This is a genomic window from Gallibacterium melopsittaci, from assembly GCF_042433085.1.
Lineage (GTDB): Bacteria > Pseudomonadota > Gammaproteobacteria > Enterobacterales > Pasteurellaceae > Gallibacterium > Gallibacterium melopsittaci.
Genome location: NZ_JBHLWA010000039.1, coordinates 23,350 through 40,453, shown reverse-complemented (window position 1 = coordinate 40,453; position 17,104 = coordinate 23,350). Strand labels below are relative to the sequence as shown.

Below are 17,104 nucleotides of genomic sequence, written 5' to 3'. Positions count from 1 at the left end.
AATAATTACCAACTTTTTTGTCCTATAGACAATGAAAATAGATAAAGACCAACTTTTTTGTCCTATATGCCCAGCATTAGTGGTTTTAGTAACACCGCCTTTAGTTGATAAAATAGTAATGATTTGCATAGGGTAACTCTTTGTCAAAAGTGAAAAAGTAATACCAAATACAAAGTAAAAAGGACTGCTTATAGTTTTGGAGGCGTGTACCGGAATCGAACCGATCTACATGGATTTGCAATCCAGTGCATAACCGCTTTGCTAACACGCCATAATTGAGATATTGATGGGTTTCAATTTTGAATGGTGCCCGAAGCCAGACTTGAACTGGCACGCCCCGAAAGGCGAGAGATTTTAAATCTCTTGTGTCTACCGATTCCACCACCCGGGCAGTTTGGAGCGGGAAACGAGGCTCGAACTCGCGACCCCGACCTTGGCAAGGTCGTGCTCTACCAACTGAGCTATTCCCGCAAAATATTTTTTAGTTTTAAAATGGTGCCCGAAGCCAGACTTGAACTGGCACGCCTCGAAAGGCGAGGGATTTTAAATCCCTTGTGTCTACCGATTCCACCACCCGGGCAGTTTGGAGCGGGAAACGAGGCTCGAACTCGCGACCCCGACCTTGGCAAGGTCGTGCTCTACCAACTGAGCTATTCCCGCTTTGATTAATTTTGCTAACAGCATCGCTAATCAACGAGGCGCATTTTACGGAATTGAATTTTTTTGTCAAACGATAATTCTCACTTTTTTGCTTGATTGATGAAAAAAAAAGCTTATTACCAATAAAGAGAGGAATAATGCTGTTTTTTTATGCGTAAATAGCTGAAATTTTGTGAACTATGGTGATTTGCTTTTCTGTCATTAAAGTTTATGCAAGAATGATAGCTTTCGTAATATAAATAATGATAGGAATTATTATGGCACAACAATCAATCGATACTTTATTAGTTCAATTAGGAAATCGTACTGATTCTAGTACAGGTGCGGTTGCTACACCAATTCATCTTTCTACTGCATTTGGTCATACTGATATTAAAGGAATTTCAACAGATAATTTTGATTATATTCGTACAAAAAACCCAACCAGAAATGTATTAGAAAATGGTATTGCGTTATTAGAAAAAGGCGATCGTGGGTTTGCTTGTTCTTCTGGTATGGCGGCAATTCAATTAGTAATGAGCTTATTTACGAGTCCAGATGAATGGATTATTTCCAGTGATGTCTATGGGGGAACGTATCGTTTATTAGATTTTTGTTATAAGAATAACCATGGCGTGAAGCCAGTTTATGTGAATACCGCTTCATTAACAGCGATTGAAGAAGCTATCACTCCTAATACTAAAGCGATTTTTATTGAAACTCCATCAAATCCATTAATGGAAGAGTGTGACGTTGATACGATTGCGAAAATTGCAAAAGCACATAATTTGTTATTAATTGTAGATAATACTTTTTTAACACCAGTATTATTCCGTCCGATTGAACATGGTGCGGATATTGTGATTCATAGTGGTACAAAATATATTGCTGGTCATAATGATGTGTTGGCGGGATTGATTGTGGCAAAAGGACAAGAACTTTGTGACAAACTCTACTATATTCAAAATGGTGCTGGTCCTGTATTATCTCCGTTTGATTGTTATTTAACCATTCGTGGATTGAAAACGTTGGCATTACGGATGGAAAGACATCAACAAAATGCACAAAAAATTGCAGCATTTTTAGCAGAACAAGAAGAAGTGGCGGATGTTTTGTATCCTAATAAAGGTGGTATGCTTTCATTCCGCTTACAAAAAGAAGAGTGGGTAGTGCCATTTTTGAAAGCATTAAAATTAATTACTTTTGCTGAAAGCTTAGGTGGAACAGAAAGTTTTATTACCTATCCAGCGACCCAAACACATATGGATATTCCTGAAGCAGAACGGATTGCACGCGGTGTTTGTAACCGTCTTTTACGTTTTTCTGTTGGCTTGGAAAATGTTGAAGATATCAAGGCAGATGTATTGCAAGCTATTCAAGTTGCAAAATCACCCCGTTAGGTGAAAATAGTTGGCGTGCAAAATAGAATAAGCACGCCATTATTTTATGAATAACAAGATTAAGAAAGGCTTAGGTTTATGTTAAACTTAGCCACTTTTTGCAAAGTCATTTAGTATTTAGTATTTAGTATTAATGAAAAAACTTCTTACGCTTTTAATTTTATTATTAGTTGGTCTGGGCGGAGGTGGTGCTTATGTTTACCACCATCTTAGTCAATTATTAACCTTACCTATTACTCACACCGCAGAACAGTTGCTTACTATTGAAAAAGGCACGAGTAGTAAGCAGTTTGCCGATAAATTAGTTCAGCAGGGACTGTTAAAAAAATCAGTTTGGGGATTGCCATATTTATTTAAATTACATCCAGAATATACATTAAAAGCCGGAACTTTTTCGTTAGAAAAAATAGAAAATTTACAGCAATTACTAATGTTAATTCACAGTGGTAAAGAGGCACAATTTGCCTTAACGTTGCCCGAAGGAAGTACATTTAATCAATGGCGTAAAGTGTTAGCAGAAGCACCTCATTTGCAACATACTTTAAAGGATAAAAGTGAGGCTGAAATTTATCAATTATTACATTTGCCAACGGAATCAGTAGTAAAAGATAAAATGGAAGGATGGCTTTATCCAGATACTTATTACTATACGGTTAATTCCACTGATCTTGCTCTATTACAACGTGCTGCAGACAAAATGCAAAAAACGCTACAACAAGTTTGGCAACAAAGAGAGCAAACTTTACCATTAAAATCTGCATATGAATTATTGATTTTGGCATCAATTATTGAAAAAGAAAGTGCGGTTGCAAGTGAGCGTCCTGAAATTGCGGCAGTGTTTATTAATCGTTTACGCAAAGGTATTAAGTTACAAACCGATCCAACAGTGATTTATGGCATGGGTGAAAAGTATCAAGGAAATATTACAAAAAAAGATTTAAATACAGATACACCCTATAACACTTATATGATTGATGGTTTACCACCAACACCAATTGCAATGCCCGATAAAAGTTCATTAGAAGCTGCTGCGAATCCTGCGAAAAGTGATTATTTATATTTTGTTGCAGATGGTAGTGGTGGACATAAATTTAGTCGTACATTAGCTGAACATAATCGTGCAGTACAGGATTATCTACGCTGGTATCGTAATTGGAAAAATCAACAGGAAAATAAATAATGAAAGGCAAGTTTATTGTGCTTGAAGGGCTAGAGGGTGCAGGGAAAACCACTGCAAAAAATGTTGTTGTTGAGAAATTACAACAACTAGGGATAAATGAATTTGTCTTTACGCGAGAACCTGGTGGTACACCGTTAGCGGAGCAGTTGCGTCAATTAATTAAGCAAGGTGTGGGTAATGAGTTTGTAACAGATAAAGCAGAATTGTTGATGTTATATGCAGCTCGTATTCAATTAGTTGATAATGTGATTAAACCAGCATTACAACAAGGAAAGTGGGTAATTGGTGATCGCCACGATCTTTCTTCACAAGCCTATCAGGGCGGTGGTAGACAAATTGATGCACAATTATTAACAACATTGAAGCAGACTGTTTTAGGAGATTTCCAGCCTGATTTAACGCTTTATTTAGATGTAGAGCCAGAAATTGGCTTGGCTAGGGCAAGAACACGCGGTGCCTTAGATCGAATTGAACAACAACAAATTGAATTTTTTGAGCGAACTCGGCAGCGTTATTTACAACTCGTAGCAGCTGATCCAAACAGTATTACGATTAATGCTAATCTGTCAGAAACAGAGGTAGCGGAGCAAATTAATCAGGCAATAACACAATGGTTTCAACAGCAGAATTAACGCATTTAACGTGGTTGTATCCAGTTTATCAACGGATTACACAGGCTTTTTTAGCTGGACATGGGCATCACGCTTTATTGTTGCGTAGTCCAAATGATAATGGGGCAGAAATATTCTGTCAGATATTGGCACAATGGTTGTTATGTGAACATAAACAAGCAGAGCAAGCATGCGGTCATTGTCGGCAATGCCAACTTTTCCAACATCAATCTCATCCTGATTTTTATTGGATTAGTGCAGAAAAAGGCAAAAAAATCAGTATTGAAAATATTCGTGACGTTATAGATAAACTTTCGCGTCATAGTCAGCAGTCAACAGCAAAAGTAGTTTATATTCAAGGGGTTGAGCAGCTTACAGAAGCCGCCGCAAATGCCTTATTAAAAACATTAGAAGAACCAACAGAAAATTGTTATTTCTTATTGCAAACGGATGTTGAACATCAGTTACTCGCGACAATTTACAGTCGTTGTCAACTTTGGGCATTGCCACTACCAAATCAAGCTCAGGCAGTAAAATGGTTAACTGAGCAAGGTTTTCCTCAGACGGAAGAATTGCAAATTGCATTGACGATGAATTATTATCGCCCTTTTGCCACAATCAATAGTTTGAAGCAGGGAGAAGTCGCACAGCGATTAGCTTTTTTACGCCAATTTTGGAAGTTTTATCGTAGCAAGAATATTTTGATGTTATTACCTTATTTTCAGTTAGAAAATCCAATCACACAGTTAAATTGGTTAGAGGCTTTTTTGATGGATACATTAAAAGGTGCATTAGGTATTCATACAGGTTGGCAATGCCAAGATTTACGACAAGGTGTGGAAACATTAGTTCAACAATTACCTGCATTAAAACTTTATCAAGGCTTATCCATTATTCGTCAGATGCGGACAGATTTATTGTCAATTAATGGCGTAAATCAAGAGTTAATTGTGGCTGATGGTTTAATTAAAATGATTGAAGAAGTATTTGAAGGTTAAAAAGATGTTTATTGTAGATTCACATTGTCATTTAGATGCATTAGATTATGAAAATTTGCATAAAGATGTAGATGAAGTATTGGCCAAAGCAAAACAGCGAGATGTGAAACATTGTTTAGCGATTGGGGTAGGGATCGCAAGATTTCATCAGTTACAACAGATGTTAGGACAGCGAAAAGATGTTTCTTTTTCTTGTGGCTTACATCCATTAGATATTGAAGATGAGGTTTTCGATCCTGTTAAATTACGTGAGATTATTGCATTGCCTGAAGTGGTTGCAGTAGGCGAAATTGGTTTAGATTATTATTACAGTGCGGAAAATAAGCAGGCACAACAGGCGTGTTTTGCTGAACAAATTAATATTGCGAATGAATTTAACAAACCAGTGATTATTCATACACGCTCGGCGAGAGAAGATACAATACAGATATTAAAAGCACAACAGGCAGAACGCTGCGGAGGAGTAATTCATTGTTTCACGGAAAATCAGTGGTTTGCAGAACAAGCACTGGATTTAGGCTTTTATATTTCCGTATCAGGCATCATTACATTTAAAAATGCAGAAGATATTCGAGATGTTATCCGTTATGTCCCATTAGATCGTTTATTAGTTGAAACAGATTCACCTTATTTAGCTCCTGTTCCTTATCGAGGAAAACAAAATCAACCTGCTTATGTGAGAGAAGTTTGTGAATATGTTGCAACCTTAAAAGGTGTATCTGTTGAAGCATTGGCAGAGATCACAACACAGAATTTTAGTCAGTTATTTGGCGTTAATTTGTCACAATAATATGCTAGGATAAGAAAACTTTTGGAATAAAAAGAGGAAATAACCATGGCGCAACAATCTACTATTCGACGCTTTTTTATGTGGTTCTTTATTGCTGTTGCATTAGGTGTACATGTGATATTGGCAGCTGGTGTGAACTATGTTTTTCCAAGTTATGCAGTTGCTCAAATCACAGGGGTAGAAGTAAAACGTGTTGATAAAGATGGTCCTATTAGTAAAGCAAACCCAGCAGATGGTCCAACACGAGATGTTTATTATATTTATACCCAAGATCCAAAAACAGAAAAAGTAATGGTTTATCGTAATGAAGATACACGTTGGGGATTTCCATTCTATTTCAAATTTGATTCCGCTAATATCCAAGCAAAAGCGCAAGCGTTAGCCAATGAGAAAGCATTAGTTGAAGTGAAGTATTATGGTTGGAGAATTACGATGTTAGATGAGTTTAGTAATGTCGTTTCAGTAAAAGAAACGACAGCAGACGCTTCCGTCTCTCATCCAATTGTGAGTTATATTCTCTATGTTGTATTACTCTTAACGCTATTTTTATCAATTCAATTTGTGCGTGGTTGGTTTGATAGTGAGTAAACAAGGAGTCATTAAAAATATGAACAAGCGATCGTTATTGGGGCGAATTTGTTTGGTAGCAGGAATGTTTTTTATTGGACAAGTTCAAGCTGATAATAGTGTATCAACTCAGTCAGATACTTTAAGTAAAGTAAGTTATCAAGTTACAACAGAATCTGTGGTTAAAGAAGATAAGGTTCAAGTTGTATTAAATACTCAAGTGCAGACAAATAAACTGACAAAAAAAGCAAGACAAGCACTCGAACAACGTATTGATGAATTGATACCTCAGTTAGCAAAGCATTATCCTGCTTTAAAAGTGGTAGGAAATCAACGTAATAGTTATGCAAATTATAATAATGAGGGTAAGGTTGTTGGTTGGACATTAGAGGCAAGTCTTACATTAGAGAGTGATGATTTTGCTGAAGTGTCTATTTTTATTTCTGAATTACCTAATGAGTTTAGGGTACAAAATACAAATTTCTTTGTTTCTACAGAAATGCGTAAACAGCAAGAAGCAGAAATGGTAAAAACATTATTAGCGTTAGCACAACAGCAAGCAGAAGTTATTAAAACTGAATTGCACCGTGAGCAATATCATATTATCAATATTAATTTAAATAATTCGGGATATATGGCGACTAGAGCTACACCTATGCGTTTAGCGAAAGCACAAGATGTTGAAAATAACTTAGGATTTACACCTGGTGAAACTCGACTCACAATGAGTGCTGATGTCGTGATTTCACTATCAGAAAAATAGAAATTCCGTTACAATTTATTTCCTTTGCGTAACTTATTGGAGAAATGAATGAAAGTTGCAAAAAATCATGTGGTAGGCATTGCTTATCAAGTTCGTACAGAAGATGGTATTTTAGTTGATGAAGCGCCTGCTAACCAACCATTAGAGTATTTACAGGGTCATAATAATTTAGTGATTGGTTTAGAAAATGCACTAGAAGGTAAAGCTGTTGGTGAAAAATTTGATGTAAAAGTTAAGCCAGAAGAAGCCTATGGTGTTTATAACGAAAATTTAGTGCAACGTGTGCCAAAAGATGTCTTTGTTGGTGTTGATGAATTAAAAGAAGGTATGCGTTTTATTGCAGATACTGATCTCGGACCGTTACCTGTTGTAATTACTGAAGTGAGTGATGAAGATGTTGTGGTTGACGGTAATCATATGTTAGCTGGTCAAACTTTATTATTTACCGTAGAAGTGGTTTCTGTGCGTGAAGCAACTGCAGAAGAGATTGCCCACGGTCATTTACATCAAGAAGGTGAAGGTTGTTGTGGTGGTCATCATCATGATCATGATGATGAAGACGGTTGTTGTGGTGGTGGCCACGGTGGCTGCGGTTGTGGTGGACATCATCACCACCATTAATCTTAACGATTTACATAGGACAAAAAGGAGCAAATTTAAATGCTCCTTTTTTTGTTGATATTAATTAATATGTTTTCAATATAGTTAAAATTTCGTCAGGAATCACTTTTGGAGCAGTAATAAAAATTTGTTTATGCCGAGCTAACTCCCCTTTACGTAATTCAATTTGGTTTTTAGCAACTTTGAATTGCTTACTAAGAAATTTAATGAGATGAGCGTTTGCTTGCCCATCGATTGGTGGGGCAGTAATGGTGATTTTAAGTTCATCACCATGTAAACCGATGATTTGATCTTTGCTAGCTTTGGGCTGGAGATAAATATTTAACAACAGCCCTTGTGCAGTTTGTTGAATTGCCATTTATGCAATTAACCAAAGTTGTCCAAATATGTCGAACAAGACATTATTTAAAAGAATCAACAAGATACCAAGAACCATTACAGAAAAATCTAACATTCCTGTGCTTGGTAAAATACGGCGAATTGGGGCAAGTAGTGGTTCACTGATTTGATAAAGTACATAATCCAGTGGATTATTACCACGGCTGAACCAACTCATAATTGCACGTAAAAAGATTGCCCAGAAGATCATCTCGCCCCAAGCCTTAGCAATGGATAAAACACCTAATAATACGATATAAATTAGATCTAGTGAGAAGCGTTCGGACATTAACCAATAAAGAATTGGTAATTTAAGTGCTCCTAAGACAAACGCAACAAATAATGCAGAAAAATCAATATTGAATTTCATTGGAATAACTTTGCGTACAGGTGCTAATACTGGTTGTGTTAGTTTGATTAGCGTTTGTGAAAGAGGATTGTATGCATTAACACGACAATACTGTAACCAAGTTTTGGCAACCAAAATAAACAAATAAACTCCAATGATGGTTTGTATTAGGAATTGCAATGTATTCATTAAATCTCCTGTTGGTTAAATAATGCGTGAAAATTGTTGACGTTTAGCTTGTTGACGTGAATAGGTGTCAAAACACATACAAATATTACGAATTAATAAACGCCCTTTAGCTGAAACGGTAATATTGTCTGCATTAATTTGTAATAATCCGTCTTCAACTAGTGGAGCTAGTAATGCTAAATCTTCGGTAAAATGTTGTTTAAAATCGATATTATATTGTTGTTCAATCGCTGCAAATGGCAATTTGAAATTACAAATTAAGGCTTTAATTACATCACGACGTAAGCAATCTTCATTGGTCAACACTAAACCTTTATGCAGTGCAATACCACGAGTTTCTACATCTGCATAGTAACTTTTGAGTTCTTTTTGGTTTTGTGCATAAGTATCACCTAACAAACTAATCGCAGATACACCTAAGCCGAGTAAATCACATTCTTGTTGTGTGGTATAACCTTGGAAATTGCGATGTAATTCACCTTTTGCTTGAGCGATGGCTAATTCATCATCTGGTTTTGCAAAATGATCCATACCAATAAATTGATAACCAGATTGTTGTAGGAACTCAATAGTGTTTTGCAAAATAGCGAGTTTAGTTTCTGGTGAAGGTAACTGTTCATCTTTGATTTTGCGTTGTCCTGCAAAGCGGGTTGGTAAGTGAGCATAGTTAAAGACACTCAAACGATCAGGATTTAATTCAATCACTTTTTGTAATGTGAACATAAAACTATCGAGCGTTTGTAGTGGTAAACCATAGATTAAATCGATATTAGTCGATTGAAAACCAAGCTCTCTTGCACGTTGCATTAAGGCAAAAATAAAGTCTTCATCTTGCTCACGGTTGATTGCTTTTTGTACATCTTTATTAAAATCTTGGACTCCCATACTAATACGGTTGAATCCGATATTATGTAGATGTTCAAGCATCGAGAGTTCAATCTCACGAGGATCCATTTCAATGCTAATTTCGGCATCATCACTGATAGTAAAATTACTGCGTAGCATAGCCATTAAACGAGCAGATTGTTCTTCAGTGAGATAGGTTGGTGTACCACCACCCCAGTGAATTTGCGTTACGATCCGCTGTTTAAATAGTTTGGCTCGAGTGTTAATTTCTTTTTCTAAATAATCTAAATAGATGTCTGCCTTATGCTGATGACGTGTAATTACCTTATTACAGGCACAGAAGTAACAAAGTTTATGGCAAAAAGGAATATGCACATATAAAGATAATGGGCGAGATGGGTAGCGTTCTGCTGCCATCACAAAATCATCATTGTTATAAACTTCATTAAATTCTAATGCAGTTGGATAAGAGGTATAACGAGGCCCTGATTGGTTATATTTACGAATCAGATTATGATCCCAGAGTATTTCAGACATAATTCATTCCCCACTATTAATTATTTGATAGCCTCAAGTAATTGAGGTAACTCCAATTTAATTTGTTGTTCTAATTTTGCTTCGCTACTTTCGCGTGTTAAATCCAATTTACGACGTTCTTTTTTGGCTAATGCTTGGCGTTCTTCTTTAATCGGCATATCTCTTACGGTGAGATAAAGCTGATTCATTGCAGGATAAGCATTCAGTTGGATTTTTCCATAGGCTTCAAGTAGCGGTTTCAATCGTAATACCCCTTCTGAATGATTACATTCATCTGTCATCATTGCTTTTGCAATAATAATAATGCTTTCTTGCAAACGATCTAGGCGTTGTTGATAAGCTGCTTGGATAGTACGTTTTTGTTTTTGAATGGCAAGAAGTAACCAAATTAGATAACTAACCATGCCAATGACAATTAAACTGCCAACACTAAATAATAAAACAGAAAAATTCATAATTATTTAAATTGATTAATATTGATGTTTTCAAATTGTTGATAGAGATCTTGGTCTTCATCCTCTTCTTCAATACCTAACTCTTGCATTAATTCTTCTATTCTTGCTAGGCATTGATCAACAAATTGTTGATCTTGTTTTGATAATGTTTTACCTGCATCTAATTGATCGAGTAATTCATTGAGAGCAAGATTATTTTCTAATTCAAATAACTCCTGTTCTGGTGAAATAACTTTTTTCGTTGCTTTTACACTCTGATCGACAACAACAGTTTGACGATTCACTTCTTCAATAATAAGAGGTATTTTTTTACGGCTACCAACACGAGGATCTTTAGCAACTTGGAGATTATTATCCTGTTTTTCGCTTACTGGGCTGTAACGGTTACCCGCAGGACGTCCTTTATGTTTTTTCTTACGTTTTTCTTCCCATGCTTTATTATCTAATTCGTAGCGAGTTGGTTTTTTCCCTTTTTTTGCTAAGGCAGGCTCTTTTTTATCCTGCTTGCGTACAGGCATTAAATCACTAATTTTGCGTGTTTTCTTTTGACGACTCATAGTAAATATTAATAATTAAACAGTTATAAGATAATGATATAGGTTGCGATTATAGCATTGAATTGTAAAATTTAGCATCTACTGCTTTAGGTATATTGCTTGAAATCTATTGAATAAAAGGATCAAATGATGATGAAAAAAATAGGTTATCTGATGTTGGTTTTAGGTTTAACAGCTTGTACCAGTAAAACTGTCAATAAACCTGTTATTGAATTAACGCCAGAACAGATTGTACAAACTTCCTATGCACCAGCGTATGAAGCCACTCAACAAACTTATCAAGGGCGTGTGAATGATAAATTTAATGTTGACTCTTTTGCTCATGGGGTTGTTGATTGGTTTAATGGTAAATATAAACAGCCAATCTCGGAATTAAAGCATCAGTTATATGATCAAGGCAAAGGCTTTGATGCATATGTCTATGATTATTATAGTGGTATGATTTTTGCAGCGGATTTACAAACTAATTTCCAACATTTGAATTGTTGGCAAGGTGTGAATGTACCAAGTTTGCAGCAAGGAATTTATGATGCATTACGTGATTTACAAGCACAGCGTTCCGCAAAAAATATGGATTGGATTGCACAAGGTAGTGAAAAATTTGCAAGGCAATGCCGTCCATAAAAAACGATTAAATGGCGAAATTTACTGCGAAAAGATGCGAGATAACTAGAGGTATTTTCTAGGATTTAATGCCCTTTTCTGCTATAATTTCGCCCAATTTTTTGAGCAAAAACTAGAGAATAAAAATTATGTCAGATCAAACATCAAATTCTTACGATTCATCAAGTATTAAAGTATTAAAAGGGCTTGATGCCGTGCGGAAACGTCCAGGAATGTATATCGGTGATACAGATGATGGAACTGGGTTACACCATATGGTGTTTGAAGTGGTTGATAATGCGATTGATGAAGCATTAGCAGGCTATTGTAAAGATATTGTGGTAACAATTCACGAAGATAATTCTGTTTCTGTACAAGATGATGGACGGGGAATTCCTGTCGGTATCCATGAAGAAGAGGGCGTATCAGCAGCAGAAGTTATTATGACTGTGCTTCATGCAGGCGGTAAGTTTGATGATAATTCTTATAAAGTATCTGGTGGCTTGCATGGTGTAGGTGTGTCAGTTGTTAATGCGTTATCTGATAAATTACAGTTAACAATTCGCCGTGAAGGACACGTTCATGAACAATTCTATTGTTTAGGGGAACCTCAAGCACCATTAGCTGTTATTGGTGAAAGTGACAAAACGGGAACAACCGTACGTTTTTGGCCAAGTCCAACTATTTTTAGCAATGTTGAATTCCAATATGAAATTTTAGCGAAACGCCTAAGAGAACTCTCTTTTTTAAACTCAGGAGTTTCGATTAAATTATTTGATAAACGGACAGATAAATCTGATCATTTTCATTATGAGGGCGGGATTCAAGCCTTTGTTGAGTATCTTAATCGTAATAAAAATCCAATTCACCAAAAGCCATTCTATTTTATGACTGAAAAAGATGGCATTGGTGTAGAAGTCGCATTGCAGTGGAACGATGGCTTCCAAGAGAATCTCTACTGTTTTACCAATAATATTCCACAACGAGATGGTGGTACGCACTTAGCTGGTTTTCGTGGTGCGATGACCAGAACATTAAATAACTATATGGAAAAAGAAGGGTATAACAAGAAAACCAAAATTTCGATGGCTGGTGATGATGCACGTGAAGGGCTAGTGGCGATTGTTTCCGTGAAAGTACCAGATCCGAAATTCTCTTCCCAAACAAAAGACAAACTTGTTTCTTCTGAAGTAAAAGGTGTGGTGGAATCCACAATGGGAGAGCGTTTACAAGAATACCTATTAGAAAATCCAGCAGATGCCAAAATTATTGTCGGTAAAATTATCGATGCAGCAAGAGCAAGAGAAGCGGCTCGCAAAGCAAGAGAAATGACACGCCGTAAAGGTGCATTAGATTTGGGTGGTTTGCCAGGTAAATTAGCCGATTGCCAAGAACGTGATCCCGCACTTTCTGAACTCTATATCGTGGAGGGTGATTCTGCTGGGGGTTCAGCGAAGCAAGGGCGTAACCGTAAGAATCAAGCGATTTTGCCATTAAAAGGTAAAATCTTGAATGTTGAAAAGGCTCGTTTTGACAAGATGCTTTCTTCACAAGAAGTGGCAGCATTAATTACTGCCTTAGGTTGTGGTATTGGGCGAGATGAATACAATCCAGATAAATTGCGTTATCACAATATTATTATTATGACGGATGCGGATGTTGATGGATCGCATATTCGTACATTGTTATTGACATTCTTCTATCGTCAAATGCCAGAATTAATTGAGCGAGGACACGTCTATATTGCTCAACCACCGTTATATAAAGTGAAAAAAGGTAAACAAGAGCAATACATCAAAGATGATGATGCAATGACACAATATGAGTTATCAATTGCTTTAGATGGGGCAGCGTTATATGTACACCCAGATGCACCTGCAATGCAAGGTTTACCATTAGAAAATTTGGTGGCGGAATATAATCGTGTGAATAAAATGATTCAACGTATTGCACGTCGTTATCCAGCACCAATTTTACAAGCATTAGTTTATCATCCAGATCTAGATAAAGCATTAATGCAACAAGAACAAGCTGTGCAACAATGGGTAGAAAGTTTGGTTGAAACCTTAACCAAGAAAGAGTTGCACGGTAATCATTATGCAGCAAAAGTACAATATAATGCAGAACGTCATCTGTATGAGCCTGTGATTACGGTACGTACTCATGGTATTGATATGGATTATGCACTTGATTTCCATTTCGCCGAAGGTAGTGAATATGCGTTAATTTGTAAATTAGGTCACCAGTTGCGTAATTTACTTGAAGATGGTGCTTATGTGATGCGTGGTGAACGTCGTCTGAATGTGACAAGTTTTGAACAAGCGATTGAATGGCTTGTGAAAGAATCTCGCCGTGGCTTATCAGTACAACGCTATAAAGGATTGGGGGAAATGAATCCTGAGCAGCTTTGGGAAACAACAATGGATCCAGAAGCACGCCGTATGTTAAAAGTGTCAATTCGTGATGCGGTAGCAGCAGATCAAATCTTTACTACCTTAATGGGAGATGAAGTTGAACCTCGCCGCGACTTTATTGAAACTAATGCATTACACGCAAATTTAGATGTTTAAATTTGAGTGAGTTTATTTGAAAAATAACGCCCTTGTTTGGGCGTTATTTATTTATGAGTACATGAGGTAAATGTACTCTATGCTCTAAAGTTATAAAGTAACACCACTTTTGAAAATGGCTAACTCACGGAATTCATTGATCTCATTTTTGGCTGGTTTGCCATTTACAATTTCAATGACTTTCTCAATAAAATCATTAAGTAATTGCGACATACTAACATCTTCAACTAAACGCCCAGCATTGAAATCAATCCAGTTTCGTTTGCGTTGAGCTAATTCACTATTTGTTGCAATTTTCATGGTTGGAACAAAACCACCATATGGGGTACCACGTCCCGTAGTAAATAACACCATATGACATCCCGCTGCTGCTAAAGCACTCGTTGCGACCGCATCATTGCCTGGTGCCGTTAAGAGATTTAAGCCTGGCTGAGTTAAACGCTCACCATATTTCAACACATCAACGACTTGGCTATGGCCTGCTTTTTGAGTACAACCAAGCGATTTATCTTCTAAGGTTGTGATACCACCTGATTTATTACCTGGTGAAGGGTTTTCGTAAATTGGTTGTTGATGTGAAATAAAATATTGTTTGAAGTCATTGACCATATTCACTGTTTTTTGGAATGTAGCGTGATCACGACAATGACTCATCAAAATTCTTTCTGCACCAAACATTTCAGGCACTTCTGTCAAAACCGTTGTTCCACCATGAGAAGTAACGTAATCAGAGAAATTTCCTAATAATGGATTAGCGGTAATACCTGATAAGCCGTCAGAACCACCACATTCTAAACCGAATTTAAGTTCACTTAGTTTACCGCTTTCACGTTGATCATAACGCATCGCTTCATAAAGTTGTTGTAACAAGGTTAATCCTTGCTCAACTTCATCTTCAAAGTGTTGTGAAATCATAAATTTCACGCGATTAGGATCATATTCGCCTAAGGTTTCTCGAAAAATATCAACTTGATTATTTTCACAACCTAATCCAATTACCAAAACTGCACCAGCATTAGGATGCTTTACCATATTTTGCAGAATGATTTTGGTATTTTGATGATCATCGCCTAATTGAGAACAGCCATAGCTGTGAGCAAAGGTAAACACGCCATCAATGTCTGTAGCAGGATTTTTAGCTAAAAAACGTTGACGAATTTGGTTGGCAATTCCGACAACACATCCCACAGTTGGAATAATCCAAAGCTCATTGCGAATTGCAACATCACCATTGGTTCGACGATAAATTTGTACTTCACGATCTGCTGGTTGTGTAGCGACTGTCGTGGTTTCTGGCTGATAAGTATAATCGTTAATATCACTTAAATTGGTTTTTACATTATGGGTGTGTACATAATCACCAATTTGAATATCTTGGGTCGCATGACCGATAGGATAACCGTATTTCACTACATTTTGTCCATTTGCAATCGTTTGTACAGCAAATTTATGCCCTCTAGGGATATCCTGATTTAACGTAATAACGATATCATTAAGCTCAATTTGCTGCCCTACAGATAAATTTTGTAGAGCAACGGCGACATTGTCTTGTGTTTGAATTTGAATAAATTGCTTCATATTTACACCTGACAATATTGAGTTAAGGCAGGACGCATACCATTTTCCAAAATCACAGCAAGTTTTTCAGTTACATCATTTACGAGATGTGGTAACTGTGTTAAATCTTGCTGCCAATGTTCAGTTTGACTCAGTACATTGTGGACTAACTGGGTTAAACTTAATTGTTTTTGATCGAATTTTGTCCACCAATCGGCAAAATTATCTAACCAAATTTGATCATCCTGCAAAGGAATCGTTTGTTCATCTCGTTGACCACGATAAAAAGCAATTAATGCAGCTAATGCAAATGTTAAACGTTGTGGTAAACGTTGATATTTTTGTTGATATGTTAAAAGTTGAGGCAAAATCCGTGTACGATATTTAGTCATACTGTTTAAGGCAATGGAGAGTAGAGCATGTTGAATAAATGGATTTTGGAAACGGCTAATCACGGCATCAGCAAAATGTTGTAATTCTTCTTTTGGTAAAGATAGTGTTGGAATAATTTCTTCTGCTAATGTTTGCATGACAAATTGGCAAAGCTGTTGGTCTTGCATAGCATCGCCAACGTAGTCAACGCCAGCCAAATAAGCAACAGGTACTAATGCGGTATGTGCACCATTCAAAATAGCAACTTTGCGTTCTTTATAAGGCTTGATGTCATCAACAACTAAGATATTCAGTTTTAATTGATCAAGATGGAAAAGTTTTTCTAATGATTTTGGTCCTTGAATAACAAAGAGATAAAAATATTCGGCTGTATCTAAGAAGGTATCTTGATACCCTAATTCAGTAGTTAGTTGTTCAACTTCATTACGAGGATAACCAGTTACAATTCTATCCACTAAGGTGGAGCAGAATGTATTTGCTTCATTTAACCAAGTAATAAAATCTTCAGTAAGATGCCACTCTTGTGCATAGCGTAGCACTAAGTCTTTAAGTTGATCACCATTATAGTCAATTAACTCACAAGGAATAATGGTAAAGCCTTGTTGTTTATCACCATTTGTGAATAGAAAACGTTCATATAATAATTGGGTAAGTTTTGCTGGGTAACTGATTGCAGGACGATCAGTTAATTTATCACCTGCATGATAACTGATGCCTGCTTCAGTTGTATTAGAAAAAATAATTTTAATATCAAGGTTATGGGCTAAATTAATATAATCATCAAAATTTTGATAAGGATTAATTTCATTATTAACCGAGCGAATAATACGTACTTGTTTTACGGCTTCACCTTGTTCATTTAACCCACGAATAATCGTAGTATAAAGTCCATCTTGTGTATTGAGGAGTGGTGGAAAATCCGTATTAATCGGGCGAACAATAGTTACACCACTATTAAAATCAGTTTTTTCATTAAGTAAATCAATTTGCCAGTCGATAAATGCTCGTAAAAAATTACCTTCTCCAAATTGGATAATTTTGGTTGGATATTGATTTCCTGGGAAAGTTGTACGGTTGAGTTGTTGCATAGTTCAATCCTTG

At 36.4% G+C, this 17,104-nt stretch carries 17 protein-coding genes and 5 tRNA genes; 10 read left to right on the top strand and 12 right to left on the bottom strand.

From position 1 onward, the window contains the following. Positions 1-197: 197 nt before the first annotated feature. The 5 genes from ACFFHT_RS08820 to ACFFHT_RS08800 all read right to left on the bottom strand — a co-directional run bounded on the left by ACFFHT_RS08820 (position 198) and on the right by ACFFHT_RS08800 (position 660). Positions 198-271 (bottom strand) — tRNA-Cys (locus tag ACFFHT_RS08820). A 33-nt stretch (positions 272-304) separates the two neighbouring features. Beyond that, a tRNA-Leu gene (locus ACFFHT_RS08815) sits at positions 305-391 on the bottom strand. Between the two features lie 4 nt (positions 392-395). Next, positions 396-471 (bottom strand) — tRNA-Gly (locus tag ACFFHT_RS08810). A gap of 22 nt (positions 472-493) precedes the next feature. Further along, positions 494-580, bottom strand: a tRNA-Leu gene (locus ACFFHT_RS08805). Positions 581-584: 4 nt separating this feature from the next. Next, positions 585-660: transfer RNA gene (locus ACFFHT_RS08800), tRNA-Gly, on the bottom strand. 257 nt (positions 661-917) lie between these two features. On the opposite strand from ACFFHT_RS08800, the gene ACFFHT_RS08795 reads away from it, so the two are divergent. The 8 genes from ACFFHT_RS08795 to slyD all read left to right on the top strand — a co-directional run bounded on the left by ACFFHT_RS08795 (position 918) and on the right by slyD (position 7,569). Next, the gene (locus ACFFHT_RS08795; protein WP_382375402.1) at positions 918-2,039 is read left to right on the top strand and encodes a methionine biosynthesis PLP-dependent protein; all 1,122 of its coding nucleotides are present in this window, start codon (positions 918-920) and stop codon (positions 2,037-2,039) included. Positions 2,040-2,172: 133 nt separating this feature from the next. Continuing rightward, positions 2,173-3,219, top strand: a complete 1,047-nt coding sequence (gene mltG, locus ACFFHT_RS08790; RefSeq protein ID WP_382375400.1) for an endolytic transglycosylase MltG — start codon at positions 2,173-2,175, stop codon at positions 3,217-3,219. Next, positions 3,219-3,851 carry a dTMP kinase gene (gene tmk / locus ACFFHT_RS08785; RefSeq protein ID WP_382375398.1) on the top strand — a complete coding sequence of 211 codons (633 nt, stop codon included), beginning with the start codon at positions 3,219-3,221 and terminating at the stop codon, positions 3,849-3,851. Before mltG ends, tmk begins: the two co-directional genes overlap by 1 nt. After that, complete coding sequence (gene holB, locus ACFFHT_RS08780; RefSeq protein WP_382375396.1) at positions 3,830-4,828, top strand: DNA polymerase III subunit delta'; 999 nt, start codon at positions 3,830-3,832, stop codon at positions 4,826-4,828. Before tmk ends, holB begins: the two co-directional genes overlap by 22 nt. A gap of 4 nt (positions 4,829-4,832) precedes the next feature. Beyond that, positions 4,833-5,618 (top strand): YchF/TatD family DNA exonuclease, encoded by a 786-nt coding sequence (locus ACFFHT_RS08775; RefSeq protein WP_382375394.1) that lies wholly within the window; start codon positions 4,833-4,835, stop codon positions 5,616-5,618. Positions 5,619-5,681: 63 nt separating this feature from the next. Next, on the top strand, positions 5,682-6,206 hold the full coding sequence (locus ACFFHT_RS08770; RefSeq protein ID WP_382375404.1) for a DUF1523 family protein: 525 nt from the start codon (positions 5,682-5,684) through the stop codon (positions 6,204-6,206). A 19-nt stretch (positions 6,207-6,225) separates the two neighbouring features. Then, a complete protein-coding gene (locus ACFFHT_RS08765; protein WP_382375392.1) occupies positions 6,226-6,948 on the top strand; it encodes an SIMPL domain-containing protein in 723 nt (240 codons plus the stop codon). A 48-nt stretch (positions 6,949-6,996) separates the two neighbouring features. After that, positions 6,997-7,569, top strand: a complete 573-nt coding sequence (gene slyD / locus ACFFHT_RS08760; RefSeq protein ID WP_382375390.1) for a peptidylprolyl isomerase — start codon at positions 6,997-6,999, stop codon at positions 7,567-7,569. Positions 7,570-7,633: 64 nt separating this feature from the next. Here the strand turns inward: slyD and yggU are convergent, their stop codons facing one another. Genes yggU through yihI form a run of 5 tightly spaced genes read right to left on the bottom strand, consistent with a single transcriptional unit; the run spans position 7,634 to position 10,880 of the window. Beyond that, the gene (gene yggU / locus ACFFHT_RS08755; RefSeq protein ID WP_382375388.1) at positions 7,634-7,927 is read right to left on the bottom strand and encodes a DUF167 family protein YggU; all 294 of its coding nucleotides are present in this window, start codon (positions 7,925-7,927) and stop codon (positions 7,634-7,636) included. Beyond that, positions 7,928-8,485 (bottom strand): YggT family protein, encoded by a 558-nt coding sequence (locus ACFFHT_RS08750; protein ID WP_382375386.1) that lies wholly within the window; start codon positions 8,483-8,485, stop codon positions 7,928-7,930. A gap of 15 nt (positions 8,486-8,500) precedes the next feature. Next, on the bottom strand, positions 8,501-9,868 hold the full coding sequence (gene hemN / locus ACFFHT_RS08745; RefSeq protein WP_382375384.1) for an oxygen-independent coproporphyrinogen III oxidase: 1,368 nt from the start codon (positions 9,866-9,868) through the stop codon (positions 8,501-8,503). A 20-nt stretch (positions 9,869-9,888) separates the two neighbouring features. Further along, positions 9,889-10,323, bottom strand: coding sequence for a DUF2489 domain-containing protein (locus ACFFHT_RS08740; protein WP_382375382.1), 435 nt, complete (start codon positions 10,321-10,323; stop codon positions 9,889-9,891). Between the two features lie 2 nt (positions 10,324-10,325). Then, complete coding sequence (yihI, locus tag ACFFHT_RS08735) at positions 10,326-10,880, bottom strand: Der GTPase-activating protein YihI (RefSeq protein ID WP_382375380.1); 555 nt, start codon at positions 10,878-10,880, stop codon at positions 10,326-10,328. A 129-nt stretch (positions 10,881-11,009) separates the two neighbouring features. Here yihI and ACFFHT_RS08730 point away from each other — a divergent pair, with 129 nt between their 5' ends. Together ACFFHT_RS08730 and gyrB are read left to right on the top strand one after the other, a co-directional pair. Next, on the top strand, positions 11,010-11,504 hold the full coding sequence (locus tag ACFFHT_RS08730; protein ID WP_382375378.1) for an HI_0449 family lipoprotein: 495 nt from the start codon (positions 11,010-11,012) through the stop codon (positions 11,502-11,504). A gap of 128 nt (positions 11,505-11,632) precedes the next feature. Beyond that, positions 11,633-14,053 (top strand): DNA topoisomerase (ATP-hydrolyzing) subunit B, encoded by a 2,421-nt coding sequence (gene gyrB, locus ACFFHT_RS08725; protein WP_382375376.1) that lies wholly within the window; start codon positions 11,633-11,635, stop codon positions 14,051-14,053. Positions 14,054-14,143: 90 nt separating this feature from the next. On the opposite strand, the gene ACFFHT_RS08720 is transcribed toward gyrB, so the two are convergent. Continuing rightward, entirely contained in the window at positions 14,144-15,631 is a 1,488-nt protein-coding gene (locus ACFFHT_RS08720) for a UxaA family hydrolase (RefSeq protein WP_382375374.1), read from the bottom strand. A gap of 2 nt (positions 15,632-15,633) precedes the next feature. After that, on the bottom strand, positions 15,634-17,091 hold the full coding sequence (locus tag ACFFHT_RS08715) for a tagaturonate reductase (protein ID WP_382375372.1): 1,458 nt from the start codon (positions 17,089-17,091) through the stop codon (positions 15,634-15,636). Positions 17,092-17,104 lie beyond the last annotated feature (13 nt).

What these genes read in the sequence shown, in the direction of transcription:
- ACFFHT_RS08795 (WP_382375402.1), top strand. Translation starts at nt 918, where the DNA reads ATGGCACAACAATCAATCGATACTTTATTAGTTCAATTAGGAAATCGT.
- mltG (WP_382375400.1), top strand. Translation starts at nt 2,173, where the DNA reads ATGAAAAAACTTCTTACGCTTTTAATTTTATTATTAGTTGGTCTGGGC.
- tmk (WP_382375398.1), top strand. Translation starts at nt 3,219, where the DNA reads ATGAAAGGCAAGTTTATTGTGCTTGAAGGGCTAGAGGGTGCAGGGAAA.
- holB (WP_382375396.1), top strand. Translation starts at nt 3,830, where the DNA reads ATGGTTTCAACAGCAGAATTAACGCATTTAACGTGGTTGTATCCAGTT.
- ACFFHT_RS08775 (WP_382375394.1), top strand. Translation starts at nt 4,833, where the DNA reads ATGTTTATTGTAGATTCACATTGTCATTTAGATGCATTAGATTATGAA.
- ACFFHT_RS08765 (WP_382375392.1), top strand. Translation starts at nt 6,226, where the DNA reads ATGAACAAGCGATCGTTATTGGGGCGAATTTGTTTGGTAGCAGGAATG.
- slyD (WP_382375390.1), top strand. Translation starts at nt 6,997, where the DNA reads ATGAAAGTTGCAAAAAATCATGTGGTAGGCATTGCTTATCAAGTTCGT.
- yggU (WP_382375388.1), bottom strand. Translation starts at nt 7,927, where the DNA reads ATGGCAATTCAACAAACTGCACAAGGGCTGTTGTTAAATATTTATCTC.
- ACFFHT_RS08750 (WP_382375386.1), bottom strand. Translation starts at nt 8,485, where the DNA reads ATGAATACATTGCAATTCCTAATACAAACCATCATTGGAGTTTATTTG.
- hemN (WP_382375384.1), bottom strand. Translation starts at nt 9,868, where the DNA reads ATGTCTGAAATACTCTGGGATCATAATCTGATTCGTAAATATAACCAA.
- ACFFHT_RS08740 (WP_382375382.1), bottom strand. Translation starts at nt 10,323, where the DNA reads ATGAATTTTTCTGTTTTATTATTTAGTGTTGGCAGTTTAATTGTCATT.
- yihI (WP_382375380.1), bottom strand. Translation starts at nt 10,880, where the DNA reads ATGAGTCGTCAAAAGAAAACACGCAAAATTAGTGATTTAATGCCTGTA.
- ACFFHT_RS08730 (WP_382375378.1), top strand. Translation starts at nt 11,010, where the DNA reads ATGATGAAAAAAATAGGTTATCTGATGTTGGTTTTAGGTTTAACAGCT.
- gyrB (WP_382375376.1), top strand. Translation starts at nt 11,633, where the DNA reads ATGTCAGATCAAACATCAAATTCTTACGATTCATCAAGTATTAAAGTA.
- ACFFHT_RS08720 (WP_382375374.1), bottom strand. Translation starts at nt 15,631, where the DNA reads ATGAAGCAATTTATTCAAATTCAAACACAAGACAATGTCGCCGTTGCT.
- ACFFHT_RS08715 (WP_382375372.1), bottom strand. Translation starts at nt 17,091, where the DNA reads ATGCAACAACTCAACCGTACAACTTTCCCAGGAAATCAATATCCAACC.